Raw genomic sequence first — 22,275 nt, forward strand, 5'->3', positions numbered from 1 at the left:
CATAGGGCCGCCAGGCCCGCCGTACGCCGATAAGACTAAAGAATGCCAATGACACAAGCACCGCGTTTAGCCCTCCTGACGATCCTCATCGGCCTCGTGGCCGGTTGTTCCACCACCACCCGCCAGGCGCCCGTCGTCGAGCGTCCCGTCGTTGCCGCCCCAGCCCGGCCAGCCCCGGCCAAGGTCGAAGAAGCGCCGAAGCAGGACGAGCGCGGCATGTACACCGTGCGCAAGGGCGACACCCTGCTGCGCATCGCGCTGGACTTCGGTGAAAACTACCGCGACCTGGTGGCCTGGAACAACCTGGCCAATCCGGACGACATCAAGGTCGGCCAGGTTCTGCGCGTGACCCAGCCCCAGGGCGAACGCAGCGCCAACGTGCAGACCCAGCCGGTGCCGATGCCGCCGCCGGCCAATGTGCCGCGCAAGACCGAGCCGCGCGCCGACAAGACCCCTTACACCGACGGCAAGGTGGCCACCACCACCACGCCGGCGCCGGCCACCACCGCCCCGGCCACGCCACCCGCTCCCGTGCCTGCCGCCGGCGACGAAGCGCGCCTGAGCTGGATGTGGCCGTCCGAAGGCCGCGTCATCGCCACCTTCGACGATGGCCGCAACAAGGGCCTGGATATTGCCGGCAAGCTGGGGCAGCCGGTTGTCGCGGCCAGCTCCGGCAAGGTAATGTATGCTGGCAGCGGCATCCGCGGTTATGGTAATCTCGTCATCGTCAAGCACAGCAACAGCCTGTTGTCGGCCTACGCCCACAATCGCAAGATCGTGGTCAAGGAAGGCGACAATGTGACCCGTGGCCAGGTGATCGCCGAAATGGGCGACTCCGACGCCGACCTGGTCAAGTTGCACTTCGAGATTCGTCAGCAGGGCAAGCCGGTCGACCCGACGAGGTTCTTGCCCGTTCGTTAGGAACGGTATGACGCAGCCGCCGCACTCGCTGGACCAGGAAGAGACGGACGAGTTTCCGGATGAACCGGAAAGCGAGCGCGTGCATGCGGCAAGCCGTGGCGACGGGGCCGATGGCGAGGATGTCCTGGCCAACGGCGCCAGTGCCGGCGCCGAGACGGTCGACGAATTGCGCAAGGTCTTGCAGGCCGAACTTGCAACCGATACCACCCAGCACTACCTGAACCAGATCGGCGCCCGGGCGCTGCTCACCGCCGCCGAAGAAGTGCATTTCGCCACGCTGGCCAAGGCGGGCGACTTCGACGCGCGCCAGAAGATGATCGAGCATAACCTGCGCCTGGTCGTCTCGATCGCCAAGCACTACATCAACCGCGGCGTGGTCCTGCTCGACCTGATCGAGGAGGGCAATATCGGCCTGATGCGCGCCATCGACAAGTTCGAGCCCGAGCGGGGCTTTCGCTTCTCGACCTATGCCACCTGGTGGATCCGCCAGAGCATCGAGCGCGCCATCATGAACCAGGCGCGCACCGTGCGCCTGCCGGTGCACATGGTGCGCGAACTGAATGGCGTGCTGCGCGCCAAGTACCACCTCGAGGCGCAAAAGCACGACGGCAAGGAAGCCTCGAGCGAGGACATCGCCAGCCTGGTCGGGCGCCCGGTCGAGGAAGTGCAAGACATATTGACCCTGTCCGAGCACGCGACCTCGCTCGACGCGCCGCTCGACAACGATCCGCAATCGAGCCTGATGGACATGCTGCCCGACGAGGGCGAAGGCAGTCCCGACGCCCACGCCGAGCAGCAGGAAGTCGCGGTGCTGGTGCGCGACTGGCTGACCCGGCTGCCGGACAAGCAGCGCCTGGTCGTCACCCGCCGCTTCGGCCTCGACAACGACGATCCGGCCACCCTGGAAACCCTGGCCGAGGAGATGGGCGTGACGCGCGAGCGGGTGCGCCAGATCCAGCAGGAGGCGCTGGTCAAGCTCAAGCGCGCGATGGCGGCGCGCGGCGTGGTGCGCGATTCCTTGCTATGACGGCAAGCCGTCCGGTAGCGCCCACTTCGTTTCCTTGCTATCATGCCCGCCGGGCCTGAACTGCCCCCATTTCAGCCACTTTTCATCTGCGCGGCCCATGCTGCCAGCGCCGCCGGCCAGGCAGACGCCCGGCCTTATTCCACTACTTCATCACCATGCAAGAAATCTTCATCGACATCAAATCCCTCGACATGGACGGGCGCGGCGTTGGCCACCTCGAGAACGAGGACGGTTCGCCGGGCAAGGTGATCTTCGTCGAAGGCGCGCTGCCGGGCGAGCGCGTCAGCTTCGAAACGCTGCGCAAGAAGAAGAACTGGGAATCGGGCCGCATGGTCACCCTGCAGCGCGCCTCGTCGATGCGGGTCGAGCCGAAGTGCCAGCATTTCGGCTACTGCGGCGGCTGCTCGATGCAGCACCTGGAGCCAAGCGCCCAGGTGGCGATGAAGGGCCGCGTGCTGGAAGACAACCTGTGGCACCTCGGCAAAGTGAAGGCCGAGATGATCATGCGCCCGATGTATGGCCCGACCTGGGACTACCGCTACCGCGCGCGCCTGTCGGTGCGCCACGTGGCGAAGAAGGGCGGGGTGCTGGTCGGCTTCCACGAGCGCGCCTCGTCCTACGTGGCCGACATCACCACCTGCGAGATCCTGCCCGACCACGTCGCGCGCCTGCTGGTGCCGCTGCGCGAACTGGTCGGCAGCCTGTCGATCTACAACCAGATGCCGCAGATCGAGGTGGCGATCGGCGAAGAGACCACGGTGCTGGTGCTGCGCATCATGGCGCCGCTCACCGCCAACGACGAGACCCTGGTGAAGGCCTTCGCCGACCAGTGGGGCATCCAGTGGTGGCTGCAGCCGAAGGGGCCGGACACGGCCTATCCGTTCTACCCGCTTGGCAAGGAACTGTACTACACGCTGCCCGAGTTCGGCATCCGCATGCCGTTCAAGCCGACCGATTTCACCCAGGTGAACCACCACATCAACCGCGTGCTGGTGGCCAAGGCGCTGCGCCTGCTCGAGGTGCAGCCGCAAGATCGCGTGGCCGACTTGTTCTGTGGCCTGGGCAACTTCACCCTGCCGCTGGCGACCCAGGCGCGCGAAGTGGTGGGCATCGAAGGCAGCACGGCGCTCACCACACGCGCGCTGGAAAATGCCAGGGCCAATGGCCTTGCGGACAAGACCTCGTTCTCGACCCGCAACCTGTTCGAGGTCACCAAGGACGACCTGGTGGCGCTGGGCAAGTTCGACCGCATGCTGATCGACCCGCCGCGCGACGGCGCGATGGCGCTGGCCCTGGCGCTGGCCGAACTGCGCGAGACGCATGAGGAACTGATGCCGCAACGCATCGTCTACGTCTCGTGCAGCCCGTCGACGCTGGCGCGCGACGCCGGCATTCTGGTGCACAAGGCGGGTTATGCGATGAAAAAGGCGGGTGTGGTAAATATGTTCCCACATACCTCGCATGTCGAGTCGGTCGGGGTGTTCGAGCTCGGTGCGAAACCGGTAGCGGATCCCGCCGCTACTGCCCTGACTAGCCTTAATCGATGAGTTAGATATTGATGTACGGCAAAAATTATAGCAATTTTTGTCGGATTTCTTTACATTAAGATTTCTGGAAATAAAAATTCATGTAAAAACAGCCACTTGCATCCATGGCATGATCATTGCTTATATGTAATCCGTCCTTAATAGTTATCTTGGAGAGAAATACATGAAAGCTACCCGCATCGCCCTTGCCATCGCTGCCATCGCCTGCACCCTCTCGGCTCCTGTCGTCGCCGCACCGATCACCCTCAATGCTTCGCTCGACGGTCTGCTGAGCAATTCCATTCAAAATGGCAGGTTCGACGCATCGGAAGTCCTGAAGGGTAATTACAAAATCAATAGCTTGTCGTTCTCGTTCAGCTTCGCCGACAACGACGACGCCATCAGCTATGGCGCTCCGTCGGTCACCGATTACCAGGCTGGAAACTATACGAAGAGCGCTCCGGACGGTCATGCCATGGGTGATCTCGGCTACAAGGTCAACACCAAGTACTTCAGCCGCAACGCCACCAGTTTCGAGACCGTCACCGGCCTCGGCAAAAAGGAGAGCGTGAGCCTGTCGCTGGCTGGCGTGAATGTCGGTAGCGGCTCGACGAAGCTGACCGAGTCGACCAAGAACACGACCTCGGCTGGCCGGACTCCGGTATATAGCGAGAACAAGAGCGATAACGGATACGAACAGTGCGGCCTCGGCGTTTTTGGTAACGAGTGCGCATGGCAGACCGGTACCTGGAATTTCTATACCGATAACGTCAAGACCCAGACCACGACCAATACCTCGGACTGGACCGGCAACTTCGACATCAGCGGCTCCACCACCAACCAGTCGATCATCGACCAGCTGCTGAACAACAAGTACCTGGACTTCGGCCTGGACATCGCCGGCGACCTGTACCTGACGGGCGCACAGATCGACCTCGATGTTACCGAGATCGCAGCCGAAGTGCCGGAGCCGTCGACGGTCATGCTGATGCTTGCGGCACTGGGTGGCCTCGGCTACAGTATGCGTCGCCGTAGCGCCAAGCAATAAGCCGGCGATTTCCGCCCCGCGCCGGCCATCGGGAGACAGGTTTGCCACATCCGGGTATCGACGCCATTCTCGCGGCCAGGCTGGTCGCGGGGCGAGAAACGTTTCATCGACAGTTGTTCGATGTTTTATTGAATGCTCCCTGGGAAAGGGCCGACCTGGACCAGGAAGCGCTGGCAGCGCCGCAGCTGCTGCCGCTGCTGGCGCGCTGGGTGGCCGAAGCGCCAGTGCGCGATGCGCCCGGCATCGTGCGCGTGCTGGCCGCACGCCATCCGCTGCGCCTGCTTGTCGAGGCGGCCGGCGTGCCGTTCGCGGCCTTCGTGAGCGGTGTGCTGGCGCTCGACGCCCATGGCCTCGCCGAGCCGGGCTGCCTGCCCGACTGGAAACAGGCCAAGCTGGCGGCGCTCGCCGATCCGTCCCTGGTGTCCGCTGAATCCCTGCAGCGCTGGAATGCCTGCCAGCCGATGCTGGCGCGGCTGGCCGCGATCTGCGTGCTCGACTGCCGCCCGCTGGATGCCGCGCGCACCTCGGTTGCCGGCGCCGTCGGTCACTGGTTGACGACGGTCGATCCGGTGCCGATGCCGCCATTCTTCCTGGAGCAGCTGCGCTACTCCGCTTTCCACGTCAGCTACCTCGCCGATCCGCAACGCCATGACTTCAAGCGTGCGATCGTGCGCCAGGCTGCCCACATCGCGGGCGCGCCGCCGCCGGCCGCGGTCGAGCGGGCACCAGGTTCCCCACGGCTGACCATTGTCGGCGAGCTGGTCTATCCGCAGCATGCGATGTTCCGCTGCTATGCTGAATTGCTGGAGGGGCTGACATCGCGCTACGAGGTGACGCTGGTCGCCGAGGAGCCCAGCCGCTGCCCCGAGCATGCCCAATTCAGCCATCGCCAGGTGTATTTCCCGCGCCAGGAGCGCGACGTGGCGCGTCTCGCGGCCACGGTGGCGGCCACGCAGCCCGACATCGTGCTGTACCCCAGCGTCGGCATGACCTATTGGACGTTTGTGCTATCGCTGCTGCGGCTTGCGCCGTTGCAACTGATGTCGATCGGGCACCCCGCGCCGTCGTGCAGCGACGCCATCGACGGCACGATGGTCTACAGCGGGTTGGTGCTGGCGCCGGATCCGCATGCCGGCCCCTTGCTGCCCTACGACCGCCAGCCGCTGCCGGCGCCGCCGCCCGGCGGCTGGGGCGACGGCGCAGCAGGCGACCCGGAAGATGGCCTTGTCGTCTCCATCAATGCGGCCGCGATGAAACTGTCGCCGCCGTTCATCGCGGCCCTGCAAGCCGTGGTGCGCGGCGCGCCACCTGGCACCCGCCTGCAGTTCTTTCCGAGCGTTGCCGGCGCCGGCCTGCTTGCCTTGCGTCGGAAATTATTGGCACTGTTCCCGGACGCGATCGTCCAGCCGAATGCGTCATACCGCGACTACATGGCCAATCTCGGCCGCTCCGCCGTGGTGCTGCAGAGCTTCCCGTTCGGCGGCACCAACACCACCATGGATGCGCTGGCGCTCGGTATCCCGGTCGTGTGCCTGGACAGCGACGAGATGGCTGCCGCGGCCGATTCGGCGATCCTGCGCGGCGCCGGGCTGGAGGAAGCGTGCGTGGCTACGCCTGAACAATTCGTCGCCCTGACGCTGGAGCTGCTGCACTCGCCGGCGCGGCGCGCGGCGCTCCGGGCCGCCGCCGGCGCCGCGCTGGCGCGCGGCGCCCCGGCGCGCGCCAAGGTGGCGCCGCGCGCGCGGCCGCTGCCGCTGGACGTCGGCGGCGCCGTCGCGCCGCTGCCGTTCCAGATGGGATTGCCGGCGCTGGATGCGTTTCCGCGCAAGGTGTGGGCGCGCATGGCGGCGCGCACCGCGCGTTCGCTGCAGACGCGCCACCTGCTGAAGGAATCGAGCTTCGGCGCGCCGGCCCTGCGCACCGCGATCGCCAGCTACCTCAAGCTCTCGCGCGGGATCGACTGCATGCCGTGCCAGGTGTTCGTCAGCGCCGGCTACCGCGACGCCCTGGGCCTGGTCGCGCATGCGCTGCTGGCGCCGGGCGACATGGTGTGGACCGAGGAACCGGGCTTTCCGCCCACGCGCCACCTGCTGGCGGGCCTGGGCTACGTGCCGCGCCCGGCGCCGGTCGACGAGCATGGCCTGGACGTGGCGCGCGCCGCGCTGCTGGCGCCGGGCGCGTGCATGGCGGTGGTCACGCCGGGCCACCAGTGCCCGCTCACGATGAGCATGCCGCCGGCGCGGCGCCAGCAGCTGCTCGACTGGGCCGGCGCCCACGACGCCTGGATCGTCGAGGACGACTACGACGGCGAGTTCCGCCACAGCGGGCGCCCGCTGCCGGCCCTGGCCAGCATGGACCGCGGCGGCCGCGTGATCTACTGCGGCAGCTTCAGCAAGGTGATGTTCCCGGCGCTGCGCCTGTCCTACGTGGTGGTGCCGCCCGAACTGGTCGAGCGCTTCGAGGACGCGGCCAGCCTGCTCAGCAACGGCTGCCCGGCGCTCACCCAGGCCATCCTGTGCGAGTTCATGCAGGACGGCCACTTCGTGCGCCACGTCCAGGCCATGCGCCGCCTGTACGCCGAGCGGCGCGAGATCACGGCGCGCGCGCTGGCCCCCGCCTTCGGCGAACGGGCGACGATCCTGCCCCAGGCCGGCGGCCTGCACCTGGTGGCCGAAGTCTCTCCCGGCGCCGACCGCCTGCTCGCCGCGCGCCTGCGCGAGCACGGCCTGGCGCCGCTGGCGCTGGCCGACTTCCACGCCGGCGCGCCCAGCCGCAGCGCGCTCCTGCTCAACTTCACCAATGTCGCCGGCAGCGCACAGGCGGAAGAACTGGCGCGGCGCGTGGCGCAAGCCTTGGACGCATCGTAATACAGAGCGCGCGAGCGTAGCGCAGCCGCCGCGGTTGCGCGCTCTACCCTAAGCCGTATTGCCGCGGGCCGTCCCAATTCGTATCTTGAAGGCATCTTTTTACGACCCGCGCGACCGCGCCCGGGTCGATCTCCTTCGCCCGGACCCGCCATGAATACCATGACCATCCTGCTGTCCTCGTTCATCCTCTCGGTGACGGGGTTGGCGATCTTCATCTGGTCGCTGCGCAACCGCCTGTTCGAGGCCAGCCCCGCCGCGGCCCGCACCATCTTCTCGCATGGCGAGATCGGGCGCAGCGACGACCCCGCCGCCACCCCGGGCCAGGCCGCCGCCCAGGTGGCGCGCGACGCCGCCCCGCCGCTGTCCGCAGACGAGGCGCGGCAGTTGAACGAGGAATTGCAGGCGCGCGTCGAGGCCGACCGTTCGAGCGCGCTGGTGACCTTCCTGTTCCTCAGCTGCGCCGTGGTCTGGCTGCTGGTCGCGACCGCCGCCGGCCTGCTCAGCTCCATCAAGCTGCACGAGCCCGACCTGCTGGTGAACCAGGCCTGGCTCACCTTCGGGCGCATGCGCACCATCCACCTCAACGCGGTGGCCTATGGCTGGGCGCCGATGGCGGCGCTGGGACTGGCCATGTGGCTGCTGCCGCGCCTGCTCAAGACGCCGCTGGTCGGCGCGCGCTACGCGATCGCCGGCGCCATGGTGTGGAATGCGGGCCTGATCGCGGGCCTGGGCTGCATCGCGGTGGGCATCAGCGACGGCATGGAGTGGCTCGAGATCCCGTGGCAGGTCGACATCCTGTTCGTGCTGGGCGGCGCGCTGGTCGGCCTGCCGCTGGTCTACACGCTGCAGGCGCGCAAGGTGCACCACCTGTACGTGTCGGTCTGGTACATGGGCGCCGCGCTGTTCTGGTTCCCTACCCTGTTCCTGGTCGGGAACCTGCCGGCCATGCACTTCGGCGTGCAGCAGGCGGCCATGAACTGGTGGTTCGGCCACAACGTGCTGGGCCTGTTCTACACGCCGATGGCGCTGGCCTGCGTGTATTACTTTCTGCCGAAGATCATCGGACGCCCGATCCAGTCGTACAACCTGTCGCTGGTGGGCTTCTGGTCGCTGGCCTTCTTCTACGGCCAGGTCGGCGGCCACCACCTGATCGGCGGCCCGGTGCCGGGCTGGCTGATCACGCTGTCGATCGTGCAGAGCGTGATGATGATCGTGCCGGTGCTGGCGTTTTCGATCAACCAGCACCTGACCATGAAGGGCCACTTCGACCGCCTGTGGCACTCGCCCACGCTGCGCTTCATCGTGCTGGGCGGGATGATGTACACCCTCAGTTCGATCCAGGGCTCCATCGAAGCGCTGCGCAGCGTGAACACGATCGCCCACTTCACCCACTTCACCGTGGCCCACGCCCATCTCGGCCTGTACGGATTCTTCACGCTGGTGATGTTCGGCGCCGTCTATTTCGTGATGCCGCGCGTGATGGACTGGGAGTGGCCCTACCCGAACCTGATCTCGCTGCACTTCTGGCTGGTGGTGGTCGGTTTCGGCATCTATTTCGTCGGCCTGTCGATCGGCGGCTGGCTGCAGGGCCTGGCCATGCTGGATGCGGCGCGTCCATTCATGGATTCGGTCAACGTGACCATCCCCTGGCTCAAGAGCCGCTCGGTGGGCGGCGGCATCATGGCCCTCGGCCACCTGGTGTTCGCGATCCACTTCGTGCTGATGGCGACCCGCCGCGGCGTGGCGCGCGAAGGCGCGGCGCTGCTGAACGAACCGGTCGACAAATTCGTGAATAGCGCCGCCACCCCGACGGCCGCCTGAAGGAAAACCATGCAAGACGAACTCAAACTGCTGGGCGGCGCGATGGTGACGCTGGCGCTGGCCACATCGGCGCTGGTGGTGGTGCCCCACATGCAGCTGAAGGACGGCGAACCGCCGCCGGGACTCAAGCCGTACAGCTCGGCCGAGCTGCGCGGACGCCAGGTGTACATCGCCAACGGCTGCATCTACTGCCACTCGCAGCAGCCGCGCGACCCGATCCAGGCGCCAGACGACAAGCGCGGCTGGGGCCGGGCCTCGGTGGCGGCCGATTATTTCCATGACAAGCCGCACCTGCTGGGCACCATGCGCACCGGGCCCGACCTGTTCAACATCGGCGCGCGCCAGCCCAGCGTCGACTGGCACCTGGGCCATATGTACCAGCCGCGGGCGTATGTCGCCGGCTCCATCATGCCGGCCTATCCCTACCTGTTCGAGGTCAAGGACAAGGCGGACCAGGGGGATCGCGTGGTCACGCTGCCGCGCGGCTATACGCCGGCCGGCAAGGTGGTGGTGGCGCGCCAGGAAGCGCTCGACCTGGTGGCTTACCTGATCAGCCTGGACCGCACCTATCCGGCGGTCGAGACCTTGGGCACGCAGAGGGAACGCAAATGAGCGAACATTACCGCGACCACGACCACGAACGCGCGCAGCGGCGCGAGAATCCCGACCCGACCGAGGGCGAGCGGCCCTTTCCCAAGCCGCTGCTGGCGGTCGTGTTCGGCCTGGTGGCCTGGGGCATCGGCTACATCTACATCACGCAAAGCAACGACGACGCCGCCTTCGGCGACCACCGCACCCTGTCCACCCTGCAGGGACCGGCGCCGGGCGCGAAAGTCGACGGCGCCCAGATCTACAACGCCCAGTGCGTGGCCTGCCACCAGGCCAGCGGCTCGGGGCTGCCCGGCGTGTTCCCGCCGCTGGCGGAATCCGAATGGGTGACCGGGGATCCGGCGCGCCTGGCGCAGATCGTGCTGCACGGCGTGAGCGGCACGCTGACGGTGAAAGGCGCCGCCTATAACGGCATGATGCCGCCCTTCAAGGACAAGCTGGACGACGCCGAGATGGCCGCCCTGCTGACCCATATCCGTAGCCAGTTCGGCAACCGCGGGAAGCCGGTCGACGCCAAGCTGGTGCTTGAAGCCCGCAGCGCCAGCAGCGCGCGCACGGCGCCGTGGAATGGCGACGATGAACTCGCCACCTTCAAGTAGCCGCGCCACCGCGCTCGCCGTGCTGGCCATCGCCCTGGCCGGCAGCGGCGCCCTGTACTACGGCAGCAGCGGTTTTCGCGCGATTTCGACCGAGGCCGCGCGCCGCCTCGAGGTCGCCGAACGTCCGCTGCGGCTGCCGCCGGCGACCCTGAGCGGCGCCGACGGCGCCACCGGCCCCCTGGCCGACGAACTGCGGCGCGACGGCCGTATCACCCTGGTCACCTTCATCTACGCACGCTGCCAGTCGATCTGCCGCGTGGTCGGCAGCGAGCTGCAGCAGATGCAGGACCAGATCCGCGCGCGCGGCGCGGCCAAGCGGGTGCGCCTGGTGACGATCAGCTTCGACCCGCGCGACGATGCCCGGGCGCTGGGCCGGTACGGGCGCATGATGAAGACCGACCCCGCGGTATGGCGGCTGTACGGGGTTCCCGACGATAACGAGCGGCGGCGCCTGCTCGATGCCTTCGGCGTGGTCGTGGTGCCGGCGCCGCTGGGTGAATTCGAGCACAATGCCGCCTTCCACGTGGTCGACCGCGGCGGCCGCCTGGTGCGCATCCTCGACTATACCGAGCCCGGAACGGCGCTCGACGACGCGCTGGCGCGCGCCGCACAAGGCACGTAGCCGATGCGGATGCCCCGCCTGCACGATCGCCTGGGGCGCTGGAGCGGCCCGGTCCTGCTGGGTGCGCTAATGCTCACCCGCGCGCCGCTGGAAGCATCGATGCTGGGCCATATGCTGGTGCAACTGCCGCTGCTGGTGATCTGCGGCGTCCTGTTGCGGCCATGGCTACGCCTGCCGGCCGGGCTGGCGCGCTGGGATGGGCAAGGGCTGGCGACCTTCGTCGCGGCCGCCTTCGTCACTACCTACTGGATGATTCCGCGGGCGCTGGAACAGGCGCTGTTCGAGCCGCTTGCCGCCGGCGCCAAATTCGCCAGCCTGCTGCTGCTCGGCGCCGCCCTGCCGGGCGCCCTGCGCCGGGCCCATGTGGTGGTCCAGCTATTCTTTGTGGCCAATATCTGCGCCATGATGGCGATTGCCGGCATGCTGTACCGGGAACTGCCCCAGCGTCTATGCAACGCCTACCTGCTGGACGACCAGACCGTCACCGGCACCGCGCTCGTGATCCTGGCGCTGGTGCTGGGGGTGGCCTGGTGCGTCGTCAATGCACGGCATTTCGCGGATCCGCCGGAGGGGTCGAATGGACCGGATCGGCCGTCACGTTAGCACGTCATTCCCGCGCAGGCGGGAATCCAAGCCCGTCGGTCAGCCGCGAACTTCGACGTATGTGGTGCGGCACGCAACCTTGGATTACCGCCTGCGCGGGAATGACCTACCTGGGGCTGCAGGCCATTGGTATCTGCGGCGCCATGCGCTCAATTATAAGTAGTGCGGATGCCGCTGCCCGGACGGATCAGGCCGCGTTGCGTCGCCACCACGACGGCATGGGTGCGCGCGGTCGCGTCGAGCTTGCTCATCACGCCCTTCACGTGGGTCTTGACGGTGCCGACCCCGATGCCCAGCTTGCGGGCGATCGACTTGTTGCAGCAGCCCTCGGCCAGCAGTTGCAGCACGTCGGTCTCGCGGCCGGTGAGGTTTTCGCGGCTCAGGCTATCGGCCACGCTGCGCGTGACGGATTCGCTCAGGTAGCGCTGGCCCTGGGCCAGCGAGGCGACCGCCTTGAGCAGCTCGTCCTGGCTGCACGATTGCAGCACGTAGCCGTGCACGCCCGCGTCCATCGCGATGCGCACTTCCCACTCCTTGTCGAGCTGGGTGACGATCAGGACGCTGGGCCGGCGCAGGCCGCCGTGTTCCGGCTGGCGCGCCAGCGCCAGGCCGGTATCGTAGTCGGCGACCAAAACCCGCGCCACCTGCCGCGCCTCGGGCTGGCTCAGGTGGGTGCTGACGCGCAGTTCGGGGCGGTCGGCGAGGATGGCGTGCAGGCCGGCGGTCATCACCGGATCGGTGTGGATGATATGAACGGCGGATGGAATGGTAGGCATGGTGTACTCCTGATTTAGCAGCGTCGGGCTTGCTACCCGTTCGTTCATATTGGAACGACAAGTTAAGTCCGGCAAGTTAATACATGTAAAAATTGCGCCGCCGGGTCGCGGCGGGATGGACGTCGAATGCGTTATACTTGGGCGATCATGCGTCTGACCTCCTTCACCGATTACACGTTGCGCACGCTGCTGCACCTGGGAAGCAATCCCGGCCGCCTGGTAACGATCCAGGAGATCGCAGACCTGCACAATATTTCGAAAAACCACCTGATGAAGGTGGTGAATGAGCTCGCACGCAACGGCACGATTGAAACCATTCGTGGCCGCAACGGCGGCTTTCGCCTCGCACACGATCCGAAAGACATCAACGTCGGCGCCATCGTGCGCATGAGCGAGAGCGACTTCTACATGGCCGAGTGCTTCGATCCCAACGGCACGCCGTGCGGCCTGGTCAAGGCCTGCGGCCTGAAGGGCGTGCTGGGCAATGCCACCGCCGCCTACCTGGCCGAACTCGATCGTCATACCCTCGCCTCCCTGTTGCCTGAACCGCGTCCGCGCGAAGTGCCGGTTACCGTGCATCGGCGCAAGGCCGCGTGAATCCAGGGCCGCACATCGGCCCGCTCATTGGCCCGCTTATCTACGCCACCGACGGCATCCCGGATTCGTTCGCCGGATAGAATTCCCGGTCTTCGCGCCATCCCGCTACCGAGGCTTGTGCTCAGCAGTTAACCAAGTGTAATGCGATTCGCCTAAAGATGCAAACTATATGCCTGTTTTTGGATGGACCGTGGCGGACGCCGCATCTTGGCCCAGCAGGACGTCAGCCGGAAACCATGCGGCGTTCGTTCAGCAAGGCCACGAAACGCCGCGCCGCCAGGCCTCGAGGCCGGGCATTGGCCCATACCACGTCGACCCACAGCCTCATGATGTTGCTGAAATTGGCAGAAGGAATTTGCACGAGTTGTCCATCCGCCAGCGGCGCGCGCACGAAGCCGGCGGGCAGCCAGGCCCAGCCAAGCCCGGCCGTCACCAGGCTCAGCGCCGCGACCGGGTTGTCGGTCTTCCACTGCAGACGCGACATGGCGATGCGCTTGTCGACCTGGTCGGCGTGGCGGCCAGCCATCACGATCTGGCGCTCGCCCAGCAGGTGCTGGTCGCGGATGGCGCCGGCCGGCACCCGCGCCAGCAGCGGGTGGTCCGGCGCCAGCACCGCCACCAGGGTTTCCTGGGCTACTTCCTGGAAACCTTCGCGCGGGTCCATCCCATAGCGCTCGAACACCAGCGCCAGGTCGGCGCGGCCATCCTGCAGCATCGCCAGGGCATCGGCCTGGGCCGCGCTGAGCACGTTCACCTCGAGCAGGGGAAACTCGCCGGACAGGACGCGCAGGGCGTCGTGCCAGGGCGCGGCCGCCATGAGTTCGGGCACCAGCACCAGGGTCAGCGACGGTTCCAGGTCCTGGCTCAGCGACAGCGCGTGCTGGTTCAGCAGCCCCAGTTGCTCGACCAGCAGGCGCGCCTGCGGCAGCAAGGCCGCGGCGTGTTCGGTGGGACGCGGTTCGCGGCCGCCGCGGTCGAACAGCTGCAGGCCCAGTTCGGCCTCGAGGTGGGCGATCGCCATGCTCACCGCCGAAGGAACGCGGCCCAGCTTGCGCGCCGCGGCCGAGAACGAGCCGGCGTCGACGGCAGCCAGGAAGACCCGCAGATTATCGAGATCGAATGCCATCTATCAATCATACTGACAACTCCTGACTTTTTCCATCAGATAACCTCACATAAGATGTCGTCATCGATGGCGGCACTATTGCCGCCGACAACAGGGAGAGAATCATGGTGTGGGTTGTACTGTTTTTGGCCGGGCTGTTCGAAATCTGCTGGGCCGTGGGCCTGAAGTACACGGAAGGTTTTACCCGGCTGTGGCCGACGGTCGGCACCGTGGCGGCGATGGCGATCAGCTTCGGCCTGCTGTCGCAGGCGATGAAGACGCTGCCGCTCGGCACGGCGTACGCGATCTGGACCGGCATCGGCGCGGTCGGCACCGCCCTGGTCGGCATCGTCCTGTTCGGCGAATCGGCCAACCTGGCGCGCCTCGCCTGCATCGGCCTGATCGCGGCGGGCATCGTCGGCCTGAAGCTGGCAACGCCGGCGTAGGATTGCGGGCTCACGGCGCTACTGCGTCCTTGACGCGCACCTCGGCCTGGATCCATTGCCTCACCGCAGCCGTGTCCCGGATGTCGCCCAGGAACTCATGGGTCGGGCGCTGGAGCACGTTGTCATCGCGTTCGCGGCCGGGGCGCGTCATGACCGCCAGGTTTTTTTGCGGCTAGACGTAACTTGTTCTTCTTTGTGCAGCCATATGCATTATGAGCAAGTTAGTCTGGATCAGGATGGCTGCGACAGCTTGGCGTCTCGACCAGCATCTTGCATCGCTGGGAGGCAAGCGGCTAACTCATTTCGGCTAGAACAGAAGGTGGTCAGTGCCGCTATGCCCTGACAGCGCTGCACACCGATACCCAGCACAGTGCCCCAGCAGTTCGAACGGCTGGCAGCTATGCTCGGGCAGATCTTCGCTGTGACATGAACTATCGCAAACAGGGATTGAAACTCCTGTTCGACTGGGTTGTCGAAGGAAGGCAGGGCGCCTGATCCTGACACACAAGGACCGGTTGCTGCGCTTCGGCGCAGAACTCAACCTCGGGCTGTACCAGGCGAAACAGGTCGAGGTAGTCATCATCAATCAGGGCAAAGAGACCACTTTCGAAGAGGAGCTTGCCAGCGATGTGCTCGAATTCATCACCGTGTTCTCTGCCGGCTTGTGCAATCGCCGCAGTCACCGAAACCAGAAGCTAATCGACGGCATGCGTACGACTGTCAGGGATTGGCAATGTACCAGGCACATCGCATTCGGCTAGATCCGAACAATGTCCAGGCGACGTACCTGGCGCGCTGTGCTGGCACGGCACGCTTTGCCTACAATTGGGCATTGGCTGAGTGGAAAAGGCAGCACGAAGCATGCAAGCTCGATCCTGCTTTACCCAAGCCGAACGAAGCGGCGCTACGGCGTCAGCTCAATGCCATCAAGCGGGAGATGTTCCCCTGGATGCTGGAGGTGACCAAGAACGCGCCGCAGATGGCGATCCAGCAATTGGGATGCGGCTTCAAGAATTTTTTTGAAGGCCGGGCAGGATACCCAACATTTCGTCGCAAAGGTCGTGACGATCGTTTTACATTGACGAATGACCAGTTCGGCGTGAAAGACAAGCACATTCGTATCCGAAGCTGGGATGGCTGCGCATGTGCGAATCCCTGCGTCTTACTGGACGAATCGGACCTGCGCGCGATCTGGCGCCAGGCCCTCATCCTGAACCGTCCGGGCCGCGACCGCGACCAGGTGGGAGCCGACGTCGCCAGCGGCCTGGCGGATATCGAATCGTACGGATCGATGGTGCTGGCCAATCCCGACTTCGTCGAGCGCATCCGGGCCGGTGCGCCGCTGAACGGCGTGGACAGCGCGACCTTTCTCGGCGGCGACGCCCGCGGCTACACCGATTACCCGGCGCTGGCCGTGCCGCTGGCGGCCTGAGGCCGGCTGGTTTTCCTGTCCTTCATGAACGCCGCGCTAGAATTCCCGGTGGCAATCGGGCTGGCGTGTCGATTTTCGGCGCGCCATTCGTCGTAGAGATGCGTGGCCGCCACCGTGGCCATCCCCATTATCCAGGAGACAGACAATGACACAGGAAACCGTCAAGGGACCAGCTTCCTACTTTCCCTCGATCGAAAAGAAATACGGCCAGCCGATCGACCACTGGCTCGGCCTGCTCGCCGCCCAGCCGCCCATGAAGCACATGGAACTGGTCAATTGGCTCAAAAACGAGCACGCGCTGGGCCACGGGCATGCGAATGCCCTGGTGGCCCATCATCTGCACGCTGGCGGGAAATAAGACTCGAGACCCAAGCCCCGCCACCAGCGTCACACCTGCATATTCATGATGTCGTGATAAGCCGACACCAGCTTGTTGCGTACCTGCACCGTAGCCTGGAAGGCGATGCTCGATTTCTGCATTGCGACCATGGTGTCCGACAGGCTGACGGTATCGTCGCCCATCGTAAAACGCTTGCTCAGCGCCTGCGCCTCGGCCGAGCGGTTGCTCACGCCCTGCAGCGATTGATGCAGGGCTTCCGCGAAGTCGAGCTTGACCGCGGACTTGCCGCCAACCGCGCTGGCATTGCCCAGCCCGGCAGGCGCAACCGGCCCCGCCGACTCCGGCTTGGTCGCCGCCGCCTTCAGCTGCTCCATCATGGCCTGGATGCGGCTGCTGTCGATGCCGCCGATACCGCCAATACTCATGTTACCCTCCTGCATGTTATTGCATTGTGGAATCATCCACAAATGCACTCAGGAAAGCAGAATAGCAGTGCGGAAGCGAATTCCAGGGGTGAGTTAGGACGGTAAACGCCCCCTATTTCGGGGTTTGAATGTTGCCCCACAGCTTCATAATGCTGCCTGTCCCCACACCTTTCACCGAATCCATCCAACATGGCAGCAACTGCGGAAGACCTTCTCGACACCACCCAGGGCCAGCCTCCGGCGGCGCCACAGTCGTTTTTCCAGTCGACCATGGGCAAGCGCGTCGCCATCGGCGGCGGCATCGCGCTCATCCTGGCGCTGATGATTGCTGTCTGGATGTGGAGCCAGGCGCCTGAATACCGGGTGCTGTTCTCGAATTACAGCGACCGCGACGGTGGCGCGATCACCGCATCGCTCGACCAGATGGGTGTGCAATACAAGTTTTCGGAAGGCGGCAACGCGATCCTCGTGCCTGCCGAGCAGATCCACGACCTGCGCCTGAAGCTGGCCGCGCAAGGCTTGCCGAAGGGCGGCAACGTCGGCTTCGAGCTGATGGAAAACCAGAAGCTGGGCGTCTCGCAATTCCTGGAGCAAGTCAATTACCAGCGTTCGCTCGAAGGCGAGCTGGCCCGTTCGATCCAGTCGCTGGGTTCGGTGAGCGCGGCGCGCGTCCATCTGGCGCTGCCGAAACCGTCCGTCTTCGTGCGCGACCAGCAAAAGCCGACCGCCTCGGTGCTGCTCAACCTGCAGCCGGGCCGCGCCCTCGACCAGGGCCAGGTCAACGCCATCGTCCACCTGGTCGCCTCTAGCGTGCCTGAACTGACCTTCGGCAACGTGACCGTCGTCGACCAGACCGGCGCCCTGCTGTCGGAACAGGCCGGCAAAGGCGCGGGCAACAACAAGATGCTCGACGCCACCCAGCTGAAATACGTGGACCAGGTCCAGGAAAACATCATCAAGCAGGTCGAGGCGATGATCAAGCCGCTGGTCGGCGAGGGCAATGTGCGCGCCCAGGCGACCGCCGAGATCGACTTCGCCCAGGTCGATACCGCAGCCGAGATGTACAAGCCGAATTCGCCGCCCGAGCCGCAGGCGATCCGCAGCCAGCAGACTTCGGAAACGCAAGGCGCCGGCGCCGGCGCGTCGGGCATTCCGGGCGCCCTGTCGAACCAGCCGCCGGGCGTGAACACGGCGCCGGTCGACGGCGAGCCGCCTGCCGAAGCGCCCGCCGCTACCGGCCCCAGCACCAAGAATTCGACCACCAATTTCGAAGTCGACAAGACCATCCGCTACGAACAGCGTCCGATGGGCGGCGTCAAGCGCCTGACGGTCGGCGTAGTGGTGAACTACCGCCGCATCGTCGACCCGGCCACCGGCAAGGTCACCGTGCGTCCGCTGGCAGCCAATGAAGTGGCCCAGATCAACGAGCTGGTCAAGCAGGCAATGGGCTTCAACCCGGAACGTGGCGACACCATGAACGTGACCAACGCCCCGTTCGACGGTGTGGACAAGCCGGCCGAAGCAGTGGTAGAACCTGACTGGTGGCGCGATCCGGCGAATATGCCGCTGTTCAAGGACCTGGCCCGCTACGCCTTCGTGTTCGCCGTGATTGCCTTCCTGTACTACCGCTTCCTGCGTCCGCTGCTGCGTCCGGCGATCAAGAAGTTCGACGAAGCCACCGCGATGCCGGAAGAGCCGAAAGAAGAAGAGCAGTCCGAGGAAGAAGCCGAAGAGGAAAAGGAACCGGACGAAGAAGAGCTCGAGGAAGAAGAAAAGATTCGCCGGGACATGGGGTACCGCGCCAACCTGAAAATGGCGAAAGAGCTGGCAAACCAGGATCCGCGCATCGTCGCAAACGTCATCAAAGCATGGTTGGGTTCAAATGAGTGATAAAGACAAGGACGGCACGAACAAGGCAGCGATCCTGATGCTGGCCCTGGGTGAAGCCGAAGCGGCCGAGGTGATGAAATTCCTCGGCCCGCGCGAAGTGCTCAAGCTGGGCGCGGCGATGGCCCAGATGAAGGCGGTGCAGCACGGCCAGGTGGTCACGGTGCTCGAAGAGTTCGTCGAAGAGACCAATCTGCACTCGACCGTCGGCCTCGATTCGGACGAATACATCCGCCAGGTGCTGACCAAGGCGCTGGGCGACGACAAGGCGGCTGTTCTGCTCAACCGTATCCTGGGCGGCAAGGACGCATCCGGCATCGAGAGCCTGAAGTGGATGGACTCGGTCTCGGTGGCCGAGCTGATCCGCAACGAGCACCCGCAGATCATCGCCACCATCCTGGTCCACCTCGAGCGCGACCAGGCCTGCGAGATCCTGGCAAACTTCAGCGAACGCCTGCGCAACGACGTCGTGCTGCGCATCGCCACGCTGGACGGCGTACAGCCGGCCGCACTGCGCGAGCTGAACGACGTACTGACCAAGCTGTTGTCGGGCAATGAACACATCAAGAAGTCGTCGCTGGGCGGCGTGCGCACCGCGGCCGAGATCCTGAACTTCATGAGCGGCGAGCAAGAGCAGGCCGTGATGGACAATATCAAGAACTACGACAACGACATGGCGCAGAAGATCATGGACGAGATGTTCGTGTTCGACAACATCATCGACATCGACGACCGCGGCATCCAGCTGCTGCTGCGCGAAGTGCAGTCCGAGATGCTGATCATCGCCCTGAAAGGCGCGTCACAGGACTTGCGCGAGAAGATCTTCAAGAATATGTCGCAGCGTGCCAGCGAGATGATGCGCGAAGACCTCGAATCGAAAGGCCCGGTACGCCTGTCCGAAGTAGAATCGCAGCAGAAGCAGATCCTGCAGATCGTGCGCCGCCTGGCGGACGAAGGTCAGATCGTGTTGGGCGGTAAAGGAGAGGATTCGTTCGTCTGATGGCAATACCGAAAGAACAGCAGAGCGCCTACCAGCGCTGGGAAATGGCGTCGTTCGGCGACGAACGGCCCAGCACGCTCGCACGCCGCGCGGCCGAGACCGCCGCGGCGGCGCCGGCCCCGGCCGACACCGCGCCTGCCCTGCCGCCGGGCTTCAGCCTGCCCAGCGTCGAAGAACTGGAAGCGATGCGCGAAGCGGCGCGCCAGGAAGGTTTTGCCCAGGGGCTGGAAGAAGGCCGGGCCCAGGGCCATCACGACGGCCACGCCCAGGGCTATGCCGAAGGCGCCGAGGCCGGCCAGCGCGAAGCCGCCGCCGAGCTCGATCATCTGCGCCAGGTGGCCGCCAGCTTCGGCGACGCCATCGCCCGGGCCGACGAAACCATCGCCCGCGACGTGCTCGAGCTGGCCCTGCGGCTGGCGCGCGGCATGGTGCGCACCGGTTTCGACGTGCGTCCCGAACTCATCCTGTCCGTGGTGCGCGACGCCATCGACCAGCTGCCCGTGCTGCAGCAGCCGGCCGTGCTCACCCTGAACCCGCAGGATGCCGAGCTGGTGCGCCACGGCATGGCCGAGGAATTGACGAAAGGCGGCTGGCGCATCGTCGAGAACGCGTCCATCGCGCGCGGCGGCTGCAGGGTCGAGACGGCAACCAATCAAATCGACGCGCAGGCCGCGGCGCGCTGGAACCGCCTGACCCATGCGCTGGGCGCCAACGTCGAGTGGCTGGGCGACTGATGGACGACCACGCCCACGACGGCAGGGACCCGCACACCGCGCGCTGGCAATCCTATCTGCGCGACTGCGACACCCTGGTCAGCTTCGCCGATCCATTGCAGGTCTCGGGCCGCGTCACGCGCGTGGCCGGCCTGGTGATGGAATGCGTTGGCCTGCGCCTCGCGGTCGGCGCCGCCGCCACCATCCCCACCGCCAGTGGCTTCATCGAGGCCGAAGTGGTCGGTTTCGAGGGCGAGCGCCTGTTCCTGATGCCGCAAAGCGATACCGAAGGCGTGGTGCCCGGCTCGCGCGTCTTCCCGGTCGAGAGCGTGTTGCCGCCGCCGGGCACCGTGCCCCATGGCCGGCGCCGCCCGCAAGACCGCGCGCGCCACCTGCCGGTCGGCATGCAGCTGCTGGGCCGCGTGGTCGATGGCGCCGGCCGGCCGCTCGACGGCCTCGGCCCGCTCGGCACGACCGAAGTCGGCCCGCTCAATGCGCGGCCGGTCAATCCGCTCGACCGCGCGCCGATCAAGGACACGCTCGACGTCGGCGTGCGCGCCATCAATGCGATGCTGACCGTGGGCCGTGGCCAGCGCTTGGGCCTGTTCGCGGGCACCGGCGTCGGCAAATCGGTGCTGCTGGGGATGATCGCGCGCTATACCGAAGCCGACGTCATCGTGGTCGGACTCATCGGCGAACGGGGCCGCGAGGTCAAGGAATTCATCGACCAGATCCTGGGCCCCGAAGGCCGCGCCCGCTCGGCCGTCGTGGCGGCCCCGGCCGACTCGCCGCCGCTGCTGCGCCTGCAGGGGGCGGCCTACGCCACCGCGATCGCCGAGCATTTCCGCGACCAGGGCAAGAACGTGATGCTGATCATGGATTCGCTGACCCGCTATGCGATGGCCCAGCGCGAGATTGCGCTGGCGATCGGCGAGCCGCCGGCCACCAAGGGTTATCCTCCTTCGGTGTTCGCCAAATTGCCGGTGCTGGTCGAACGGGCCGGCAACGGCCTGGAAGGCGGCGGCTCGATCACGGCCTTCTATACCGTGCTGTCCGAGGGCGATGACCAGCAGGATCCGATCGCCGATGCGGCGCGCGGTATTCTCGACGGCCACATCGTGCTCAACCGCCACCTGGCCGAGGCCGGGCATTATCCGGCGATCGATATCGAGCAATCCATTTCGCGGGCGATGCACTCGATCACGACCCATGAACACCAGCTGGCGGCGCGCAAGCTCAAGCAGTTGTATTCGCGCTATCAGCGCTCGCGCGACCTGATCAATGTCGGCGCCTATGCCGCCGGCAGCGACCCGGTGCTCGACCAGGCCATCGCGAAGAATGCGGTCATCGAGGAATTCCTGTGCCAGGAAATCCACGATAACGCCACGCTTCCCCAGAGCTTGGGGCAACTTTCCTCGCTATTCGACTGATTGGCAAGAATTGCTCGGCGGTAAAATCGCCTCACCATGGCCCAATTGTCCGCACTTGAAACACTGATCGACCTGGCGCAGAAGGATTCCGATGCTGCCGCCAAGCGCCTGGGCGCGGCCAACAAGCTGGTCGAGGAAGCCGAACAGAAGCTGGAGATGCTGGTCGGCTACCGCGACGAATATGCGCGCAAGCTGGATGCGGCCCAGGTGGCCGGCATCACGCCGTTCGCGTACCACAACTTCGTCGCCTTCATTGGCAAGCTGGACAATGCTTTGAATGGCCAGCGCGACGTGTTGAAGCATGCCCGGTTCAAGGCGGACACCGAGCGCAAGACTTTGCAGGAAAGCGAACGCAAGCGCTTGTCGTATCGCACGCTGAACGAACGCGCCGCCAGCGAGGCGCTCAGGATCCAGAACAAGCGCGACCAGAAACAGATGGACGACCACGCCGCGCGCGGCGCCCGCTATAAACAACGCTGAG

22 protein-coding genes and 2 pseudogenes are annotated in these 22,275 nt (G+C 65.7%); 21 read left to right on the top strand and 3 right to left on the bottom strand.

Going from position 1 to position 22,275, the window contains the following annotated elements; all coding sequences use genetic code 11:
* Positions 1–48 precede the first annotated feature (48 nt).
* From Q9246_RS07680 to Q9246_RS07725, 10 genes are all read left to right on the top strand, one after another.
* A complete protein-coding gene (locus tag Q9246_RS07680) occupies positions 49–921 on the top strand; it encodes a peptidoglycan DD-metalloendopeptidase family protein (RefSeq protein ID WP_306396696.1) in 873 nt (290 codons plus the stop codon).
* Positions 922–928: 7 nt separating this feature from the next.
* Positions 929–1,948 (top strand): RNA polymerase sigma factor RpoS, encoded by a 1,020-nt coding sequence (gene rpoS, locus Q9246_RS07685; protein ID WP_306396698.1) that lies wholly within the window; start codon positions 929–931, stop codon positions 1,946–1,948.
* A gap of 155 nt (positions 1,949–2,103) precedes the next feature.
* Positions 2,104–3,495 carry a 23S rRNA (uracil(1939)-C(5))-methyltransferase RlmD gene (gene rlmD / locus Q9246_RS07690; RefSeq protein WP_306396700.1) on the top strand — a complete coding sequence of 464 codons (1,392 nt, stop codon included), beginning with the start codon at positions 2,104–2,106 and terminating at the stop codon, positions 3,493–3,495.
* Positions 3,496–3,658: 163 nt separating this feature from the next.
* Positions 3,659–4,522 carry a PEP-CTERM sorting domain-containing protein gene (locus Q9246_RS07695; protein WP_306396702.1) on the top strand — a complete coding sequence of 288 codons (864 nt, stop codon included), beginning with the start codon at positions 3,659–3,661 and terminating at the stop codon, positions 4,520–4,522.
* A 128-nt stretch (positions 4,523–4,650) separates the two neighbouring features.
* Complete coding sequence (locus tag Q9246_RS07700) at positions 4,651–7,389, top strand: aminotransferase class I/II-fold pyridoxal phosphate-dependent enzyme (protein ID WP_306396703.1); 2,739 nt, start codon at positions 4,651–4,653, stop codon at positions 7,387–7,389.
* 150 nt (positions 7,390–7,539) lie between these two features.
* Positions 7,540–9,210: a cbb3-type cytochrome c oxidase subunit I gene (locus Q9246_RS07705; protein WP_306396705.1), complete on the top strand. Its 1,671-nt coding sequence runs from the start codon at positions 7,540–7,542 to the stop codon at positions 9,208–9,210.
* A gap of 9 nt (positions 9,211–9,219) precedes the next feature.
* Complete coding sequence (locus Q9246_RS07710; protein ID WP_306396707.1) at positions 9,220–9,822, top strand: cbb3-type cytochrome c oxidase subunit II; 603 nt, start codon at positions 9,220–9,222, stop codon at positions 9,820–9,822.
* Entirely contained in the window at positions 9,819–10,418 is a 600-nt protein-coding gene (locus Q9246_RS07715; RefSeq protein ID WP_306396709.1) for a c-type cytochrome, read from the top strand. Before Q9246_RS07710 ends, Q9246_RS07715 begins: the two co-directional genes overlap by 4 nt.
* A complete protein-coding gene (locus tag Q9246_RS07720) occupies positions 10,396–11,040 on the top strand; it encodes an SCO family protein (RefSeq protein WP_306396711.1) in 645 nt (214 codons plus the stop codon). Before Q9246_RS07715 ends, Q9246_RS07720 begins: the two co-directional genes overlap by 23 nt.
* A 3-nt stretch (positions 11,041–11,043) precedes the next feature.
* On the top strand, positions 11,044–11,643 hold the full coding sequence (locus tag Q9246_RS07725; protein WP_306396712.1) for a hypothetical protein: 600 nt from the start codon (positions 11,044–11,046) through the stop codon (positions 11,641–11,643).
* A gap of 149 nt (positions 11,644–11,792) precedes the next feature.
* Here the strand turns inward: Q9246_RS07725 and Q9246_RS07730 are convergent, their stop codons facing one another.
* Positions 11,793–12,419, bottom strand: a complete 627-nt coding sequence (locus tag Q9246_RS07730; protein ID WP_306396713.1) for a response regulator transcription factor — start codon at positions 12,417–12,419, stop codon at positions 11,793–11,795.
* Between the two features lie 147 nt (positions 12,420–12,566).
* Here Q9246_RS07730 and Q9246_RS07735 point away from each other — a divergent pair, with 147 nt between their 5' ends.
* Positions 12,567–13,016, top strand: coding sequence for an RrF2 family transcriptional regulator (locus tag Q9246_RS07735; RefSeq protein WP_208279065.1), 450 nt, complete (start codon positions 12,567–12,569; stop codon positions 13,014–13,016).
* A 223-nt stretch (positions 13,017–13,239) separates the two neighbouring features.
* Here Q9246_RS07735 and Q9246_RS07740 read toward each other — a convergent pair whose 3' ends face one another.
* Positions 13,240–14,142 (bottom strand): LysR family transcriptional regulator, encoded by a 903-nt coding sequence (locus Q9246_RS07740; RefSeq protein ID WP_306396716.1) that lies wholly within the window; start codon positions 14,140–14,142, stop codon positions 13,240–13,242.
* Between the two features lie 104 nt (positions 14,143–14,246).
* Between Q9246_RS07740 and sugE the strand changes: the two genes are divergently transcribed.
* The 5 genes and pseudogenes from sugE to Q9246_RS07765 all read left to right on the top strand — a co-directional run bounded on the left by sugE (position 14,247) and on the right by Q9246_RS07765 (position 16,357).
* Positions 14,247–14,567: a quaternary ammonium compound efflux SMR transporter SugE gene (gene sugE, locus Q9246_RS07745; RefSeq protein ID WP_306396717.1), complete on the top strand. Its 321-nt coding sequence runs from the start codon at positions 14,247–14,249 to the stop codon at positions 14,565–14,567.
* A gap of 515 nt (positions 14,568–15,082) precedes the next feature.
* Positions 15,083–15,328 carry a recombinase family protein gene (locus Q9246_RS07750; protein ID WP_422802358.1) on the top strand — a complete coding sequence of 82 codons (246 nt, stop codon included), beginning with the start codon at positions 15,083–15,085 and terminating at the stop codon, positions 15,326–15,328.
* Positions 15,301–15,369 (top strand): annotated as a pseudogene (locus Q9246_RS07755) (helix-turn-helix domain-containing protein); the annotation flags it as partial. The gene Q9246_RS07750 and the pseudogene Q9246_RS07755, both read left to right, overlap by 28 nt.
* A gap of 372 nt (positions 15,370–15,741) precedes the next feature.
* A pseudogene (locus tag Q9246_RS07760) lies at positions 15,742–15,999 on the top strand (alkene reductase); the annotation flags it as partial.
* A 145-nt stretch (positions 16,000–16,144) separates the two neighbouring features.
* Positions 16,145–16,357: a DUF4287 domain-containing protein gene (locus Q9246_RS07765; protein ID WP_306396719.1), complete on the top strand. Its 213-nt coding sequence runs from the start codon at positions 16,145–16,147 to the stop codon at positions 16,355–16,357.
* Between the two features lie 29 nt (positions 16,358–16,386).
* On the opposite strand, the gene fliE is transcribed toward Q9246_RS07765, so the two are convergent.
* Positions 16,387–16,764 carry a flagellar hook-basal body complex protein FliE gene (gene fliE / locus Q9246_RS07770; RefSeq protein WP_306396720.1) on the bottom strand — a complete coding sequence of 126 codons (378 nt, stop codon included), beginning with the start codon at positions 16,762–16,764 and terminating at the stop codon, positions 16,387–16,389.
* A gap of 189 nt (positions 16,765–16,953) precedes the next feature.
* Here fliE and fliF point away from each other — a divergent pair, with 189 nt between their 5' ends.
* The 5 genes from fliF to fliJ are packed head-to-tail and all read left to right on the top strand — an operon-like array spanning position 16,954 to position 22,274.
* The gene (fliF, locus tag Q9246_RS07775) at positions 16,954–18,654 is read left to right on the top strand and encodes a flagellar basal-body MS-ring/collar protein FliF (protein ID WP_306396723.1); all 1,701 of its coding nucleotides are present in this window, start codon (positions 16,954–16,956) and stop codon (positions 18,652–18,654) included.
* A complete protein-coding gene (fliG, locus tag Q9246_RS07780) occupies positions 18,647–19,651 on the top strand; it encodes a flagellar motor switch protein FliG (RefSeq protein ID WP_306396724.1) in 1,005 nt (334 codons plus the stop codon). The genes fliF and fliG overlap by 8 nt, the downstream gene beginning before the upstream one ends.
* Positions 19,651–20,385: a flagellar assembly protein FliH gene (fliH, locus tag Q9246_RS07785; RefSeq protein ID WP_306396725.1), complete on the top strand. Its 735-nt coding sequence runs from the start codon at positions 19,651–19,653 to the stop codon at positions 20,383–20,385. The genes fliG and fliH overlap by 1 nt, the downstream gene beginning before the upstream one ends.
* The gene (gene fliI / locus Q9246_RS07790; protein ID WP_306396726.1) at positions 20,385–21,794 is read left to right on the top strand and encodes a flagellar protein export ATPase FliI; all 1,410 of its coding nucleotides are present in this window, start codon (positions 20,385–20,387) and stop codon (positions 21,792–21,794) included. The genes fliH and fliI overlap by 1 nt, the downstream gene beginning before the upstream one ends.
* Before the next feature lie 36 nt (positions 21,795–21,830).
* Positions 21,831–22,274, top strand: coding sequence for a flagellar export protein FliJ (fliJ, locus tag Q9246_RS07795; RefSeq protein ID WP_306396727.1), 444 nt, complete (start codon positions 21,831–21,833; stop codon positions 22,272–22,274).
* Position 22,275: the final 1 nt, after the last annotated feature.

The sequence above is a fragment of the Telluria beijingensis genome (assembly GCF_030770395.1).
In the GTDB taxonomy this organism is placed as follows: domain Bacteria; phylum Pseudomonadota; class Gammaproteobacteria; order Burkholderiales; family Burkholderiaceae_D; genus Telluria; species Telluria beijingensis.